General features: G+C 73.2%; 13 protein-coding genes and 1 pseudogene. 10 read left to right on the top strand and 4 right to left on the bottom strand.

All coding sequences use genetic code 11. From position 1 onward, the window contains the following. Position 1: 1 nt before the first annotated feature. The 6 genes and pseudogenes from ACZ592_RS31935 (at position 2) to ACZ592_RS31910 (ending at position 7,124) form a co-directional block, all read left to right on the top strand. Complete coding sequence (locus ACZ592_RS31935; protein ID WP_471585344.1) at positions 2-949, top strand: carbohydrate ABC transporter permease; 948 nt, start codon at positions 2-4, stop codon at positions 947-949. A gap of 5 nt (positions 950-954) precedes the next feature. Next, complete coding sequence (locus ACZ592_RS31930) at positions 955-1,836, top strand: carbohydrate ABC transporter permease (RefSeq protein ID WP_471585168.1); 882 nt, start codon at positions 955-957, stop codon at positions 1,834-1,836. Positions 1,837-1,908: 72 nt separating this feature from the next. Continuing rightward, the gene (locus ACZ592_RS31925) at positions 1,909-3,474 is read left to right on the top strand and encodes a glycoside hydrolase family 13 protein (protein WP_471585167.1); all 1,566 of its coding nucleotides are present in this window, start codon (positions 1,909-1,911) and stop codon (positions 3,472-3,474) included. Positions 3,475-3,501: 27 nt separating this feature from the next. After that, positions 3,502-4,089 (top strand): annotated as a pseudogene (locus ACZ592_RS31920) (carbohydrate-binding protein); the annotation flags it as partial. Positions 4,090-4,094: 5 nt separating this feature from the next. Then, entirely contained in the window at positions 4,095-4,226 is a 132-nt protein-coding gene (locus ACZ592_RS31915; RefSeq protein WP_471585166.1) for a hypothetical protein, read from the top strand. A gap of 600 nt (positions 4,227-4,826) precedes the next feature. Beyond that, the gene (locus tag ACZ592_RS31910; protein ID WP_471585165.1) at positions 4,827-7,124 is read left to right on the top strand and encodes a hypothetical protein; all 2,298 of its coding nucleotides are present in this window, start codon (positions 4,827-4,829) and stop codon (positions 7,122-7,124) included. 117 nt (positions 7,125-7,241) lie between these two features. On the opposite strand, the gene ACZ592_RS31905 is transcribed toward ACZ592_RS31910, so the two are convergent. Further along, entirely contained in the window at positions 7,242-10,340 is a 3,099-nt protein-coding gene (locus ACZ592_RS31905) for a helix-turn-helix transcriptional regulator (RefSeq protein ID WP_471585343.1), read from the bottom strand. Positions 10,341-10,576: 236 nt separating this feature from the next. On the opposite strand from ACZ592_RS31905, the gene ACZ592_RS31900 reads away from it, so the two are divergent. Then, positions 10,577-10,789 carry an EF-hand domain-containing protein gene (locus ACZ592_RS31900; RefSeq protein WP_471585164.1) on the top strand — a complete coding sequence of 71 codons (213 nt, stop codon included), beginning with the start codon at positions 10,577-10,579 and terminating at the stop codon, positions 10,787-10,789. 146 nt (positions 10,790-10,935) lie between these two features. Here the strand turns inward: ACZ592_RS31900 and ACZ592_RS31895 are convergent, their stop codons facing one another. Together ACZ592_RS31895 and leuA are read right to left on the bottom strand one after the other, a co-directional pair. Further along, positions 10,936-11,730 (bottom strand): ABC transporter ATP-binding protein, encoded by a 795-nt coding sequence (locus tag ACZ592_RS31895; RefSeq protein ID WP_471585163.1) that lies wholly within the window; start codon positions 11,728-11,730, stop codon positions 10,936-10,938. Between the two features lie 110 nt (positions 11,731-11,840). Further along, entirely contained in the window at positions 11,841-13,664 is a 1,824-nt protein-coding gene (gene leuA / locus ACZ592_RS31890; protein ID WP_471585162.1) for a 2-isopropylmalate synthase, read from the bottom strand. A 55-nt stretch (positions 13,665-13,719) separates the two neighbouring features. On the opposite strand from leuA, the gene ACZ592_RS31885 reads away from it, so the two are divergent. From ACZ592_RS31885 to ACZ592_RS31875, 3 genes are all read left to right on the top strand, one after another. Next, positions 13,720-13,965 carry a pentapeptide repeat-containing protein gene (locus ACZ592_RS31885; RefSeq protein ID WP_471585161.1) on the top strand — a complete coding sequence of 82 codons (246 nt, stop codon included), beginning with the start codon at positions 13,720-13,722 and terminating at the stop codon, positions 13,963-13,965. 50 nt (positions 13,966-14,015) lie between these two features. Then, positions 14,016-14,720, top strand: coding sequence for a FadR/GntR family transcriptional regulator (locus ACZ592_RS31880; protein WP_471585342.1), 705 nt, complete (start codon positions 14,016-14,018; stop codon positions 14,718-14,720). Between the two features lie 239 nt (positions 14,721-14,959). Next, positions 14,960-15,619, top strand: a complete 660-nt coding sequence (locus ACZ592_RS31875; RefSeq protein ID WP_471585160.1) for an NADPH-dependent F420 reductase — start codon at positions 14,960-14,962, stop codon at positions 15,617-15,619. Positions 15,620-15,641: 22 nt separating this feature from the next. Here ACZ592_RS31875 and ACZ592_RS31870 read toward each other — a convergent pair whose 3' ends face one another. Next, on the bottom strand, positions 15,642-16,193 hold the full coding sequence (locus ACZ592_RS31870) for a glycoside hydrolase family 25 protein (protein WP_471585159.1): 552 nt from the start codon (positions 16,191-16,193) through the stop codon (positions 15,642-15,644). Positions 16,194-16,247 lie beyond the last annotated feature (54 nt).

Genomic DNA, 16,247 nt, shown 5'->3' with positions numbered 1-16,247 from the left:
CATGTCACTGAAGACGCCCCCGAGGCGTGCGGCGGCACCCCCGCCGCCGCATGTTCCCCGGGAGCAGCGGGCCGCTCGGCGCCGCCGAGCGCTGCGCGAGCACCTGACGGCGTACGGGTTCCTCTGCGCCGCGGTGGTGATCTTCGCGCTGTTCTCGTGGTGGCCGATCGTCCGCAACGTGATCCTCGGCTTCCAGGACGTCAACTTCGCCACCGGGAACAGCTGGGTCGGCCTCGACAACTTCGAGAAGCTCTTCGACGACCCGCTCTTCCTCACCGCCTGGCGGAACACCGGCCTGTTCACCCTGTACGCGCTGCTCCTCGGCTTCGCGGTGCCGTTCCTGACCGCCGTGCTCCTGAACGAGTTCCGGCACGCGCGGGCGTACTTCCGCGTCCTGGTCTATCTGCCGGTGATGCTGCCGCCCGTGGTGGTGGCGCTGATGTGGAAGTGGTTCTACGACCCGGGTCCGGGCCTGCTCAACGAGATCCTGCGGACGCTGCACCTGCCGACCTCGGCCTGGCTGGACTCCTCGTCCACCTCGCTGGTCTCCCTGGTCATCGTCTCGACCTGGGCCAACATGGGCACCACGACCCTGATCTACCTGGCCGCCCTGCAGACCATCCCCGGCGAGCTGTACGAGGCCGCGGAGCTGGACGGCGCCAATGTGTGGCAGCGGCTGCGCCACGTCACCGTCCCGCAGACCCGGTTCGTGCTGCTGGTGCTGCTGCTCCTCCAGATCGTCGCGACGATGCAGGTGTTCACCGAGCCGTACGTGATGACCGGCGGGGGCCCCGAGGACTCCACGGTGACCGTGATGTTCCTCGTCTACCGGTACGCCTTCGTCTACAACGACTTCGGCACCGCCAGCGCGCTGAGCCTGCTGCTCCTGATCGTCCTGGGCGCCTTCTCCGCCCTCTACCTGCGCGTCACCCGCGCCGCCAAGGAGTGAGAAGGATGTCCGCGTCGATGCGCACGCTCGTCCGCCCCGCCGTCCTCAAGACCCGCAAGGGGCGGCTGATCTACTGGTCGGCGCTCGGCGTCGCCCTGCTGCTCTTCACCCTGGCCTTCATCGTGCCGCTGTACTGGGCCGCGACCGGAGCCATGAAGTCGTCGACGGAGCTGGCGCAGAACCCGCCGACCTACGTACCGGAGAGCTGGCACCCGGAGAACTACTCCAAGGCCTGGCGGGAGATGGATCTGGCCCGCTACTTCCTGAACACGGTCGTCCTGGCCGGCGGGGCCTGGCTGGTGCAGCTCGCGGTGCAGGTGCCGGCCGCGTACGCGCTGTCCAAGCTGCGTCCGCGCTTCGGCAACGTGGTGCTCGGCCTGATGCTGCTGACCCTGATGATGCCCGCGACCGCGCTCCTCGTGCCGGTCTATCTCACCGTGGTCGACGTCCCGCTGTTCAACCGCAACCTGATCAACAGCCCGAGCGCCGTCTGGCTGCCGGCCGCCGCCAACGCCTTCAACATCTACATCCTGAAGAACTTCTTCGACCGGATCCCCGACGAGCTCCTGGACGCGGCGAAGGTGGACGGCGCGGGACCCGTCACGACGATGTGGCGCATCGTGCTCCCGCTGGCCCGGCCGATCCTCGCGGTGGTCTCCATCCTCTCCGTCGTGACCGCGTGGAAGGACTTCCTCTGGCCGCTCCTCGTGCTGCCCGACCCGGCCCAGCAGCCACTGAGCGTGTTCCTCCAGCGGGTGGCCCAGGACACCCCCCTCAACACTCTGGTGGCCGGGCTCGTGATGGCCTCGCTGCCACTGATCGCGCTGTTCCTCGTCTTCCAGCGCCACATCATCGCCGGCCTGGGTGCCGGCAGCCTCAAGGGCTGAGCCGCCACCGGTCCGGCGCCGCCCGCCCCTCCCCCGCCCGTCCGTACGCGTCCCGTACGAAAGGACTCCCCCTTGCCCAGCACGGAGTGGTGGCGCAGCGCTGCCATCTATCAGGTGTACGTCCGTTCCTTCGCGGACGGGAACGGCGATGGCACCGGCGACCTGGCCGGTGTCCGGTCCCGGCTGCCCTATCTGGCCGAACTGGGCGTGGACGCCCTGTGGTTCACCCCGTGGTACCTCTCACCGCTCGCCGACGGCGGCTACGACGTCGCCGACTACCGCACCATCGACCCGGCGTTCGGCAGCCTCGGGGAGGCCGAGAAACTGATCGCCGAGGCCCGGGAGCTGGGCCTGCGCTGCATCGTGGACATCGTGCCCAACCACGTCTCCGACCAGCACGAGTGGTTCAAGGCCGCCCTCGCGGCGGGGCCGGGGTCCCCGGAGCGGGAGCTGTTCCACTTCCGGCCGTACTCGCCGGAGCCGCCCAACGACTGGGCGGGCGAGTTCGGCGGGGTGCCGTGGTCGCGCACCGAGGACGGCGAGTGGTACCTCCACCTCTTCGCGCCCGAGCAGCCCGACCTCAACTGGAGCCACCCCAAGGTCCGGCAGGAGCACGAGGACGTCCTGAGGTTCTGGTTCGAGCGCGGCGCGGCCGGTGTGCGCATCGACTCCGCGGCGCTGCTCGCCAAGGCCGACGGGCTGCCCCCGATGGACCCGGCCCGCCCGCACCCCTTCCACGACCAGCCCGGACTCCACGACATCTACCGGTCCTGGCGGCGGATCGCCGACGAGTACGGTGCCGCCCTGATCGGTGAGATCTGGCTGCCGGACGCGGAGCGGTTCACCCGCTACCTGCGCCCGGACGAGCTGCACACCGCCTTCAACTTCGACTTCCTGTCCCGGCCCTGGGACCCGGCCCGGCTGTGGGAGTCCATCGACCTCACCCTGTCCACCCACGCCCCGGTCGGCGCCCCCGCCACCTGGGTCCTCGCCAACCACGACGTGACCCGCACGGTCACCCGCTACGGGCGGGCCGACGACACCGGCTTCGCCTTCGAGCGCAAGCGCTTCGGCGTCCCCACCGATCTCGCGCTCGGCACCCGCAGGGCCCGGGCCGCCGCCCTGCTCAGCCTCGCGCTGCCCGGCTCGGTCTATCTCTACCAGGGCGAGGAGCTGGGTCTGCCAGAGGCCGAGATCCCCCGGGAGCGCATCCAGGACCCGATGTACGCACGCTCCGGCGAGGTGGACCCGGGCCGGGACGGCTGCCGCGTACCGCTGCCCTGGGACGAGGAGGCGCCGGAGCACAGCTGGCTGCCGGCGCCGCCGGACTGGACCGCGTACGCCGCCGAACGGCAGGCGCACGACGCGGACTCGATGCTCTCCCTGTACCGCACGGCCCTGCGCCTGCGGCGCTCCTTCGGCGCGGCGGGGCCGCTGCGCCGGCTGCGCGCCGACGAGCCGCGGGTGCTCTGCTTCGCGCGCACCTCCGAGCGGGACGGCGCCACCTGGATCTGTCTGGTCAACTTCGGACCCGACGACGTGGCGCTGCCATCGGACACCGAACTCCTGCTGGCCAGCGGTCCCTTGTCCCCGCGGGGGCGGTTGCCGCAGGACACCGCGGTCTGGCTGCGGGCCTGAGCGCCCGCGGCCGGACCGCACACCCCGGCCGAGCCCACCCGCCCCTTCGGCCACACCAACTTCGCCACGGAGTCCCCGGGCCGCAAGTCGGTGCGGCTCAACTCCACGGGCCAGTATGTGGAATTCACCTCGAAGAGCGCCACGAACTCCGTCGTCGTACGCGACTCCCTGCCGGACGCGCCCGACGGCGGCGGCCAAGAGAAGACGCTCAGCCTGTACGCCGACGGCGCGTTCGTGCAGAAGGTGAAGCTGTCCTCCAAGCACAGCCGGCTGTACGGCAGCACCGACGACCCGGAGGGCCTGACCAACCGGCCGGGCGGCGACGCGCGGCGGCTCTTCGACGAGTCGCACGCGCTCCTGAAGGACTCCTTCCCGCAGGGCACCACGTTCCGGCTGCAGCGGGACGCCGATGACGACGGCGAGGACGACGCCACGGCGATCCAGGCGGCCGTGACCGCCGACCAGAAGGGCGAGATCGACTGTGTGTGGATCCCGGCGGGACAGTGGCGCCAGGAGCGGAAGATCCTGACCGTCGACCCGAAGTACCCGGCCAACCCCTACCACCAGGTGGGCATCCGTGATGTGACGGTCCGGGGCGCCGGCATGTGGCACTCCACGACGTGACCATCACCGACTCGGCGGACGGCGACGTCCTGGTCGAGCCGGGCTCGCAGTTCGTGGTCGGCGAGGGCTGCGCGAAGTCTCGCGCGAGCGCGCCGAAGCCGCGGGCGCGGGCGCGGGCGCGGCGGTAGTCGCTCCGCCGCTTCGCTGTGGTCCCTCTGCCGGGTCGCGCCCTTGGGCGGCCCGGCAGAGGGCGTCGGTACGCAGGTGTGCCAACGGCGCAGTGCTCGGTGCGGTGCTCGGTGCTGTGCTCGGTGCAGTCGTCGGCGGTCCTGCGGAGCCCCGCGCCCTGGCTCAGCGCGCGCCTGCGGTCCGCGCACCGGACGGGTGAGGCGCTCTCGCCCTCGGCACGGTTTGCGTAGCCGATTGCGTAGTTCTACGGATACCGGGGGCCGGTGAACTTTGACAGGCTGGGTCTTGATGTATGCGCATCCATCACGCATCCGCCGCGCATACCCTCCTCTGCCTCCCTTCTCCCTTCCCTCCATTCCTCCTCCCCCTCCCCTCCCCTCTCCCTCCTCCCTCTCGTCTCCTCACCCGAACTAGGAACCGCACATGGGCCTGCTGGGCGCGATCAGGAACACCTTCGCCTTCTCGTACGACAGCTCGGAAACGTCGTACGCACGCATGCGGCAGGAGCGGGAGCAGGGCCGGGGGCCACGACGGGGCTCGGGACGGGGACCAGCGGCCGGACCGGTGTGCGGCCGGTCGGACCGGTAGGCGCCGGACCCATGTCGCACACCTTCCGGTCCGGGCCCCGGCGGGCGGCCTCCGCGCCCGCCCTGTCCGCCGTGCCGCCCGCGTCCCCCGCGTCACCCGCGTCCGCTCTTCCCGCCCGGCCCGCCCACGAGGTCCTGGACGACATCCGCTGGCTCGACGCCGAGCCGTACGGCCGCGCGCGCAACGTCCGTGCCGAGGCGCTCGCCGAGGAGGCGGCCGCCTGCGGGAACCGGCCGCTGCTCGTGGCGGCGCTGATCCTCCTGGTCCACTCCTACAGCTTCGGCCCCGACTGCACGAAGACGTTCGTGCCGTTCAGGCGGCTGCTGCGGATGTACGACGAGCGGCCCGCGGACTTCGGCGAGGACGATGTCCGTCAACTCCACTGGATGTTCAAGTGGGTGGTGACCGACGGGCGGCAGCAGCCCGACGTGCCGCTCGCCTCGATCGAGGAATGGCTGGCCCAGACGCGGCGCCGCTACCGGGCCGCGGGCTACTCCCAACGGGCGGTGCACGGAGCGGAGTTCATGCTGGCCCGACACCTGGGAGACATGCCTCGGGCCGCCCACGCGTACGCCGCGTGGACGGCGGCCGCGCGCGACGCCATGGCCGACTGCCTGGCCTGCGAGTACGCCACGCAGGGCCTGCGGCAGCTCGACCTCGGCGACGACCGGGCGGCCCTGGAGGGCTGGGAGCCGGTCCTCGGCGGCACACACAGCTGCCACCGCGAGCCGCACGAGACCCTCGCCCGGTCACTGCTGCCCCTGGTGCGCGTCGGCCGCACCGACCAGGCCCGCGCCCACCATCTGCGCGGCTACCGGATGGTGCGCTCCGACGAGACGTTCGGTCCCGTGGTGGGCCTGCACGTGGAGTTCTGCGCGCTCACCGGCAACGAGCCGCGCGGCCTGCGGATCCTCGCCGAGCAGAACCCGCGCTGGGCCCAGACCGGCGACCCGCTGGCACACCAGGAGTGGCTGGTGAGCGCCGCCCTGCTGATGCGCCGCCTGGTCGACCTGGGCCAGGGCGAGCGGCCGGTGCCCGGGCCGCTCGACGGGGCCTGGACCGCGGCGGCACTCCTCGACCACGCCCGGGACACGGCCCTGGACCTGGCCGACCGCTTCGACCGGCGCAACGGCACCACCGCCGTGTCCGAGCGCGCCCTCGCCAGGATGTCCGCCCGGCCGCTGCTCGACGCTCTGCCCCTCGGTCTGGGCCTGCGGCCGGCCGAAGCGTCACCGGCTCCTTCAACGCCCCTTCACTCGACGGGCCTTGATGAGCCATCTCGCGGGGAACGGCTCGCCCCGCGCGAGCGGGCCCGCCTGTGCCTGACCCTCGCCCAGTCCCTGACGCACCCCGACGACGGGACCGGCGCGCAGGCCGAACGGCTCCTGCTCGACGCCGCGCACTTCGCCGACCAGGCCGGGGACGGCACACAGCTGGGCGCCCTGGCCCGGCTGCGGCTCGGCGGGCTCTACTGCGAGGCCGGCCGTCACGAAGAGGCGGCGTCCCTCCTGGAGGCGGCGCTGCCCGACCTGGGTGACGACCACGACGCGAACGAACGCATGCAGGCCCGCGTCTGGCTCGCCCGCAGCTACCTGCGTACGGGAGAGCCCCGCCCGGCCGCCGAACAGTTCGCGCTCGCCGCCGACATCGCCCGCGACGGTTCCGACGGGCACCACGAGGCGGCCCTCACCCAGCAGGCCGCCCAGGCCCTGGGCCTCGCCGGGCTGCGGGCGGAGGCGGGGCGGGCCTACGGGCGGGCCGAGGAGCTGTGGCGCGCCCTGGGCGAGCACGGCGCCCTGGTGCGCGCGCTGCGGGCCCGCGCCTGGGAGACACTGGCCGCGCAGGGCCCCGCGGCGGCCGAGGCGGTCATGGCCGAGGCCCTCGACACCAACCGGCGCTGCGCCCAGGAGGCGGAGCAGGACCCGGAACGCACCGAGCTCCTCGTCGAACTCGGCCGCACCCACTCCCAGTTGGGCCGTCTCGCGCTGGAGCACGCGGAGGGTCCCCCGTTCGCCGAGCAGGACGCGCCCGAGCGGTACGCCGCCAACGTAAGCGCCTTCGAGACCGCGCTCGGGCACGCGGAGCGGTCGATCGAGGCCCTGCGCACCTGCGGCGGACCGGGCCTCGCCGACCTCCACCCCACCGAACTCCTCGCCGCACGACTTGAGTTCATCCTTGGCCGGCGCGGCGCGGCGGCGGAGCGTGCGCGGCGCGTGGGAACGGCGGTCCGCGAACGCCCCGACCCCGACGGCGCCCTGGCCACCCTCGCCGAGGAGTGCGACCTCCTGGCCGGGGCGGGTGACGGGTGAGGAGTCACGGGTGAGGAGTCACGGGTGACGAGTGACGGGCGGCGGGTGACGGGCGGCAGACGTGAGCGGGGCCGCCGCGGGAGGCCGCGCCCGCGCGGGTGACCCGTCACCCGCCCGCTAGCCGCGCGAGGACTGGGCGTGCCCACCCGCACCGCGCGCCACCAGCGAGGCCAGGGCGGCCCGCGAGGCCACGCCCGCCTTGCGGTAGATGCGGGCGACGTGGCTCTCGACCGTGCGCGTGCTGAGGCAGAGCCGGGCTGCGACGGCCTGGTTGGTGAGGCCCTCGGCGACCAGCGCGGAGATCTCGCGCTCGCGCGGGGTGAGCGCCGCGAACGGATCGGCCCGCGGGGAACCGCTCGCGCCCGGGTGCGGGGCGTACGCGTCCGTCCGGGGCGCCCCGGGCCGCGCGGCCCGCACCCGCGACCACCCCTGGCCCTGCCCCTGATCCGCGTCCGCGTCCGGGGAGTCGGCCTGCGGGGCGACCGGCGCGCACCGGCCCGCCCGCTGCGGGAGGGGCCAGTTGGCCGGGACGGTCGGGGAAGCCGGGGCGGGCGCGTGCGCCGGACTCGGCGCCGCCGTCGCCCCGGCCCAGGAGCCGTCGCGCCCCGGTGCCCGCTCCGCCCACCCCGCCCGCGCCGCCATGTCGAGCAGCAGCCGGGCCCCGCCCTCGTGGGCGAGCCGCCGGCCCCGGCGGTCCATCGCCGCCGCCCCGGCCGCGTCCCCGGTCGCGGCCACGAAGGGCGCGCCGAGCAGCAGGCTCTGGGCCTCCCTCAGCCCGGCGCCGGCCCGCGCGCTCTCCCGCGCCGCCTCGGTGAACGCCCGTGCCGCCGCCGCCGGTTCGCCCCGTCGCGCCGCGAGGAGTCCGGCGCAGCGCAGGGCGGCGCTCCGCTGGACGGGCAGGCCGAGGCGGTCCGCCTCTTGGAGCGCGCGGTCCGCCCAGTGCCCGGCGTCCTCGACGTCTCCGGTGGCCAGCGCCGAAGTGACGAGTATTTCAAGGAAGTTGGGGCGCACGGACGGCTGTACGTGGCGCAGGTCGCGGCCGCCTCCCGCGTCCAGCAGGACGTCCCGCGCCCGATAGGGGTCGCCTGCGCCCAGCGCCGCGTACCCGAGCAGGCACCGCGAGAGCGTCGCCCACCAGCCGCCCACCGCGCCGACGGTGGCGGCCGCCTCCTCCGCCGCGGTCAGCACGTCGGGGTCGCCCGCCGGGCGTGCCTGCATCAGGACCAGGGCGCGGACCGCGCGGCTGAAGCCGAGCAGTTCGCCGCCGCCGAGGGTCCGCGCGAGGGCCACGGACTCGTCGGCGGATCGCAGGGCCTCGGTGACGCGGCCGGTCGTGAGGAGGGCGTAGGCGCCGCAGAGCAGGAGCTGCGACAGGGCGAAGGGGCGGCCGGTGCGCCGGGCGATGTCGGCGCCGCGTTCGACGTGGCGCAGCGCGGCGGCGCACTCGTCGAGGAACACCTCGCTCCACGCCAGGCGCACCAGGGATTCGCACTGCCCGGCGAGGTCGGCGTCGGTGGAGACGTCGGCGAGTGCGGTCGCCTCGGCGACGTGCCCTCGGGCCGCCGCGGTGTTCCCCTCGTACGCCTCCCCCATCGCGGCCAGGGTCAGGATCTCCACCGCGCCGAGTTCGTCGCCGCGTGCCCGTGCGTCGGCCAGGGTCCGCGCGAGCTCGTCGCGCGCCTCGGGGAAACGGGTGGCGAACAGCGCGTGGTTGGCCCATTCGGCGACGAGTCCCGCGCGCTGGGCGGGCGGGGGTCCGGGACGCCGGTCGAGTTCGCGGCGGAGCAGGGCACCGGCCGCCGCGTACCGTCCCAGGTGGCGTTCCATGAACGCGCACTGCACGACGGCGGCCGTCCGCAGCGCGTCCCCGGCCGCCGGGTCGGGAGACCCGGTGCGGCTCATCCCGATCAGCTGGTGGAGCAGGTCCCTGCTCTCCTTCACGGCGCCGGTCATGCCGAGCGCGGTGGCGCGCCGGAGTGTCAACTCGCGTCGGGTGTCCCGGTGTTCCGGGCAGTCGGGGAGTACGCGCAGGACTACGGCGAGGAGCCGGGCGCACTCCGCGGGGGCGGTGGCGACGGCCTGCGCGGCGGCTTCCGTCAGGACCGCGGCGGCCTTGGGGTCCCAGCGGGTGAGGGACTTCTCCACGTGGTGGGCGCGGTCGGCGAGGGGGGCGCCGGTGCGGGTGAGTTCGGCGGCGGCGGCACGGTGCAGCTCCTGGCGTCGCCACGGGTCGACGGCCTCGCTCATCCGGGCTCCCAGGAGGGGGTGCCGGGGTGCGAGACGGCCACCTTCCAGGTCGGACCTCAGCAGGTCCCGACGTATCAACGTCCGCAAGGCCGTGACGAGTTCGCGCCGCTCCAGGCCGGTGACGGCGCCGATCAGGTCGGTGTTCGCGTACGCGCCGAGCACCGCGGCGGCCTCGACGGCGGTGCGCTCGGACGGGGTCAGGGCGGCCAGTTCGTCGAGGGGCGCCGCGGGACACCCGTGGAGGAGGGAGAGGAAGTACCGGGGGCTGCCCTCGCTCGCCGCGTACATCTCCTCGGCCCGCTCGCGCGGCAGTCCGGCGCCGAGCCCCTCGGTCAGCTCCGCTCCGCCGAGCGGGCCGAGGGCGCAGCGCAGCACGGCTCCGGTGTCGAGTCCGCGGGCGAGCGCGGCGCCGAGCGCGGCCGGGGACTGCCGCTCGCGCCGGGCCACGGCCAGCAGGAAGGGGGCGCGGACGGGGTGGCGCACCAGGTGGTCGAGGAGTTCGACGGACGCGTCGTCGGCCCAGTGCAGGTCGTCGAGGACGACGACGAGCCCGGATCCGGTGAGGCCGCCGAGGGCCGCGGCGGTGTCCCTGCACAGGCCGAAGAGGTCCCCGCCGGTGTCGAGGCTCCCGTCGCCGCGTACGGCCGCGGGCAGCTCCTCCAGGGAGGGGAATGCCCGCCGGGCCCGCGGGTCGAGCTCGGCGAACGCATCGGTGAACGGCCGCAGCGCACGCCCCCGCACGCGCTCCGACGCCCGCCCCCGCAACACGGTCACGCCACGCGCCCGCGCCCGCGCCGCGAACTCGATCAGCAGCCTGCTCTTGCCGATCCCCGGATCCCCGACCACGTCGACGACGCCGGCGCCGACGCCACTCCCCATTCCCCCCAGCAGCGCCTCCAGGCCGCCGAGTTCAGCGGCCCTGCCCACGAACGGCGCCCGCCGCGCGTTCCCCGCCGCGCCTACGAACATCTCCACCACGTTCCCCTCACGGCGGCACACGGCCCCCTCGTTCACGTTGTACCGCACCGGTCGCGCGCGGGGCGCGAGCCCTGATCTCAGTTCGTGAACAAGAAATGGACGAAGGTCTCGTTTCGGATACGGCCCGGTGGATCATCGCTGGCCATGGGCGCACGCGTTGTCATCCGCCCTGCGGGCGGCCGCTACCCTGACCCCCGTCAGTAGTGCACCAAGAAGGGGTGGATCCGGTGGCGGACATCGAGGAAGCGCGTAAGACGTTCGACCAGTTCGACGCGGACGGCGACGGCTTCATCACGGCGGCCGAGTGGAGGAGCGCCATGGCGAAGATGGGCGACTTCTACCAGACCGAGGCGGTGGCCGAGGCCGTGATCGGCACGAAGGACACCAACGCGGACAAGCGTCTCTCCTTCGACGAGTTCTGGGCGAGCCTGAACAAGTAGTCGGCGGACGAGTCAGGGGCCCGGCGCGTCACCCGCGCCGGGCCCCTCTCATGCCTTCACCCTCCCCCTTCGCCCGCACGCCTGCCTTCGTCCGCACGCCTTCGTCCGCACGCGGTCGTCCGCAGGTCTGATGCGTCCATGGCGGCTCAGCGCCGTGTGCGGGCGCCCCACCTGCCGTCCCTGCGCTCCAGGTGCACGGGGTGCTCGAAGCACTTGCCGATCCAGTCGCTGGTCAGTACGTCGTCGACGGCGCCGGAGGCGAGCACGCGCCCCTCGCGCAGGAGCAGCGCGTGCGTGGTACCGGCGGGCAACTCCTCCAAGTGGTGCGTGACCAGGACCGTGGCGAGCTCCGGGTGCGCCTCGCGCAGGGCATCCAGGCTGTCGAGGAGGCGTTCGCGCCCGGCGAGGTCGAGTCCGGTGGCCGGCTCGTCGAGCAGGACCAGGCGCGGGCTCGGCATCAGGGACCGCGCGATCAGCGTGCGCCCGCGCTCCCCCTGGGAGAGCGTGGGCCAGCGCGCGTCGGCGCGGTGCGCGAGGCCCAACAGGGAGATGAGCCGGTCGGCCCGAGCCTCCTGCTCGGGCGTGGAGTGCCGGCGCGGCACCGGCTCGACGCTGTTGGTGAGCCCGGTGAGGACGACGTCACGGACCGGCAGCGGCGAGCGCAGCGGATGGCGCGGGTTCACATGTCCGACGTACGCCCGCAGCTCGCGCAGGTCGACCCCGCCGAGCCGGCGGCCCAGCACCTCGACCGTGCCGTACGTGGGGTGGGTGACGGCGCCGCAGAGGCTGAGCAGGGTCGACTTGCCCGCACCGTTGGCGCCGAGCAGCGCCCAGTGCTCGCCAGGGCGGACGGCGAGGGTGACGTCCTCGAGGAGCGCGCGCCCGTCGCGGACGACGGTGACGCCTTCGGCGTGCAGGACGGGGGCGGCGGGACCACCCACGGACGAGGACGAGGACGAGGACGGGGGCGAGGGCGAGGACGGGAAGGGGCGCGGAGACGGGGGCGAGGACGGGAAGGGGCGCGGAGACGGGGGCGAGGACGGGGGCGGCATCACCGGGTGATCCCCGCGCGGTTCACGGCGGCGAGCACGGCCTGCACGGATGCGGTCAGGACCGAGGTGTCCAGTCCGGCACCCCAGCAGTCGACGCCACCGACGCCACCCGCTCCCTCCATGCCGACGCCACCGACCCGGCATCTCGCGTACGCGACGGCCTCGCTGCCGCCGCCCTCGCCGATCGCGTGCTCGGCGTAGTCGAGGATGTCGACGGTGATCCCGGCGGCGGCGAGCGCGTCGGCGAAGGCGGACAGCGGACCGTTGCCCGCTCCCTCGAAGTCCCCCGCCCTGTCGCCCACTTGGAGCGTGCAGACGAATCGGTGGGCGCCGTCCGGGGCACGGTCGGTGGTCCAGGAGCTCAGCGCCACGTGGCCGTCGGCACCGGGCACGACGTATGTCGCCCGGAACAGTTCGTACAGCTCCTTCGCCGTCGCCTCCTGCCCGCTGTCGTCGGTGGCCTCCTGCACCACGCGCGAGAAGTCGGGGCGCATCGCCTGCGGCAGGTCGAGGCCGTGCCGGGTCTGCAGCAGATACGCCATGCCGCCCTTGCCCGACTGGGAGTTGACGCGGATGACGGCCTCGTAGGAGCGGCCGATGTCCGCCGGGTCGACCGGCAGGTACGGCACGTCCCAGGGCGCCTCGCGCTCCGGCACCCCCAACTCCGCCGCGCGCCGGGCGTGGTGGGCGAAGCCCTTGCTGATGGCGTCCTGGTGGGTGCCGGAGAACGCGGTGTGCACCAGGTCGCCGGCGTAGGGGTGGCGGGGGTGCACGGGCAGCCGGTTGCAGTGCTCGACGACCTCGCGCACGGCGTCGATGTCGGAGAAGTCGACCATGGGGTCGACGCCCTGCGCGTACAGGTTCAGGGCCAGCGTCACCAGGTCGACGTTGCCCGTCCGCTCGCCGTTGCCGAACAGGCAGCCCTCGACGCGCTGGGCGCCCGCCAGGACGGCGAGCTCGGCGCAGGCCACGCCGGTTCCGCGGTCGTTGTGGGGGTGGACGGAGAGGATGACGGAGTCACGGCGCGCCAGGTGCCGGTGCAGGTACTCGATCTGGTCGGCGTACACGTTCGGCGTCGCGATCTCGACGGTCGCCGGCAGGTTGTGCGTGACGGGGCGGTCGGGGCTCGCGTCCCACAGCTCGGTGAGGCCGTCGCAGACCTCCAGGACGTAGTCGGGCTCGGTCAGGTTGAAGGTCTCCGGCGCGAACTGGAAGCGGATGTCGGCGCCCGGCCGCGCGTCGGCCAGCCGCGCCATGTGTGCCGCGGCCTCCTGGACCACGCCGTACACCTCGGCCCGCAAGCGCCCGAGGACGACGTCGCGCCAGGTGGGCGAGGTGGGGATGTAGAGGTGCACGACGGCACGCGGCAGCCCGTCGATCGACGCGAAGGTGCGGTCGATCAGCTCGGTCTTGGCGGGCGTGAACACGACGACACTCACATCGTCGGGCAGCTCACCCCGCGCGGCGCGCTCGGCCAGGTACCGCACGAAGTCGAAGTCCGTCCGGCTCGCCGACGGATAGCCGACCTCGATCTCCTTGAACCCCATCGAGACCAGCAGATCGAAGAACCGCCGCTTGCGCCCGGTGTCCATGGGCTCGGCGAGGGCCTGATTCCCGTCCCGCAGATCGACGGGCACCCACAGCGGCGCCCGCTCGATGCGCGCACCGGGCCAACTCCGCTCCAACACGGGGACATCGACCCGGTCCTGGTAGGGCCGGTAGCGGTGGTGCGGCATGGGACCTGGCCGCTGGGGGTTCCAGGGGTACGTGGGGGACGCGGGAGAGGGGGTGGGGATGCCTGCGGCAGGAGGCGCGGAGGTCATGGGAGTCTGCTCCTGAGCTCGGTCGGAAGACCGGCAGCACGGCACCCGCGGCGGGGTGCCGGTCGATTCAGGCCCCGCCGCGGCAGCCGAGAAGGAGGAGACCGCAGAAGATCATGGGACTACACTAGCCACACCTCAGGTCCTCAGACAAGTACTCCTCAGACATGCACTCCTCAGACATGCACTCCTCGGACACGCACTCCTCAGGCACGCACTCCTCAGGCACGCACTCCTCAGGCACGCACTCCTCAGGCACGCACTCCTTAGACACGTACTCCTCAGGCACGTACTCCTCGGATGAGCACTCCTCAGACAAGCCCTCCCCCGCACCACGACGAAAGGCCGCCCCCGATGCCGCTCGGCTCCGTACGCCCCAGTCCCCTCGTCGAACAGGCCGCCGAGCGCCTGCGCGAGCAGATCGTCGGTGGCGCCTGGCCCGTCGGCACCAAGTTGCCCGGCGAGACGACGCTCGCGAAGGAACTGGGCGTCGGCCGCTCCACGCTTCGGGAGGCGCTGCGCGCGCTGGCGGGCGCGGGGCTGGTGCAGGCGCGCCAGGGTTCCGGCGTCTTCGTCATCGCGACGGAGGCCGTCACGGACTGGCCGACCCGGCTGCGGCGCGCGGCGGTCGCCGACGTGTACGAGGTACGGATGCTCGTCGAGGTGCAGGCCGCGGGGCTCGCCGCGCGGCGCCGTACCGACGAGGACATCGCGGCGATGCGGGCCGCGGTCGAGGGGCGCAGGGCCGCGGCGGCGCAAGGCGACGCGGCGTTCGTCGACGCGGACATCGCGCTGCACGCGGCGGTCGTGGCCGCGGCCCACAATCCCGTGCTCACCGATCTCTTCGCGGAGTTCGCTCCCGTCCTGCGGGAGGGCCTGATCGACCTCCTCGAACTCACCGACGTACGCGCAGAGGAGGCGAACCACGGCGACGCCGCTCACGCGGACCTCGTGCGCGCCGTCGAGGCCAGGGACTCGGAGGAGGCGGCGCGAGTGGCGCAAGCCGAACTCCGTTCGACCTTGCGGCTGTTGGTACCCAAGGGCGACAAGCGCACCTGACCGCGGACCTCACGGGCGGGACCGCGACCGTGCAACGCCTACGGCCATGACGGCGACCGTCCGGCCTTCGCGGCCGGGATGGCCGGGTGGACGGCAAGGACGAGCGGGGAGGCCCGGCGCGGACAGGACGGAATGACACCCCTCACCCCGCACCCCGCACCCGACACCCCGCACCCGGAATACCCCCACCGATCCGGAGGTTACCTCCGTTACGACAGCGGACCACCGGAAGGGCAGTCATGAAGATCGGCATCATCGGCGCGGGCAACATCGGCGGCAACCTCACCCGCCGCCTCACCACCCTCGGCCACGACGTCTCCGTCGCGAACTCGCGCGGACCGCACACCCTGACCGCCCTCGCCGAGGAGACCGGCGCGACGCCCGTCCCGGTCGAGGAAGCCGCGCGCGGCGCGCAGGTCGTCGTCGTGACGATCCCCCTCAAGGCCGTACCCGGCCTGCCCGCGGGCTTCCTCGACGGCGCGGCCGACGGCGTAGCCGTCCTCGACACCGGCAACTACTACCCGCAGCAGCGCGACGGGAAGATCACCGAGATCGAGGAGGGCCTCACCGAGAGCCGCTGGACCGAGCGGCAGATCGGCCACCCCGTCATCAAGGCCTTCAACGGCACCTACGCCCAGGACATCCTCGACAAGCCGCGACCCAAGGGCACCCCGGGCCGCGTCGCCCTCCCCGTCTCCGGCGACGACGAGGCCGCCAAGAAGGTCGTGCGCGACCTCATCGACGAACTCGGCTTCGACACCGTCGACAACGGCGGTCAGGACGACTCCTGGCGCCAGCAGCCCGGAACCCCCGTGTACGGCAACGCCGGCGACGCGGCCGAGATCCGCAAGGCCCTGGACGCGGCCTCCCCCGAGCGCACGGCGGAGTGGCGCGCCTGACGACGCACCGCACCGCCGGACCCTAGGGCGTGGCCCACTCCCGCAAAGACGCCTTGCTCGCGAAGTCGGCCACGTTCTTGTCCAGGGGGGTCGACGTGTACTGGTGGATCTTCCACTTCGCCTGTATGCGGGGCTTGCCCGCGCTCACGTAGTCGGCGATCCACAGTCCGTCGCCCGCGTAGGACGTGGTGTCGCGGTTCAGCCAGAAATCGCGGTTCGTGTAGAGCAGGACCCGGTGTGAGGGGCGCAACCGCTTCACCTCGCGGATGAAGCGGTCCTTCTCCGCGTTCGACGCGGCCGTGTGGTCCCCCGTCCACTCCCAGTCCAACGCCAGCAGATCCCCCGCCTTCTCGGGCGCCTTGCTCACGAAGTACTCCGCCTGGGCCGTGATGTTGCCCGGCCACAGGAAGTGGTAGTAGCCGACCACGCAGCCGCCGTCGCGGGCCAGTTTGGTCTGGGCGGACAGTTTCGGGTTGATGTAGGAACGGCCCTCCGTCGCCTTGATGAAGACGAAGGAGAGGCCGTCCGTGTCGAACGTCGACTGGTGCGAGCTGACATCGATGCCACGGATCACGGGCGCCTCCAGGAGTGGGGGGATTCAGTCCTGTGGGTCAGGTTCCTGAACTGC

The sequence above is a fragment of the Streptomyces sp. NPDC040622 genome (assembly GCF_055593965.1).
Note: the sequence above shows the minus strand (reverse complement) of the source record. Positions and strands in the feature narration are given on the sequence as shown.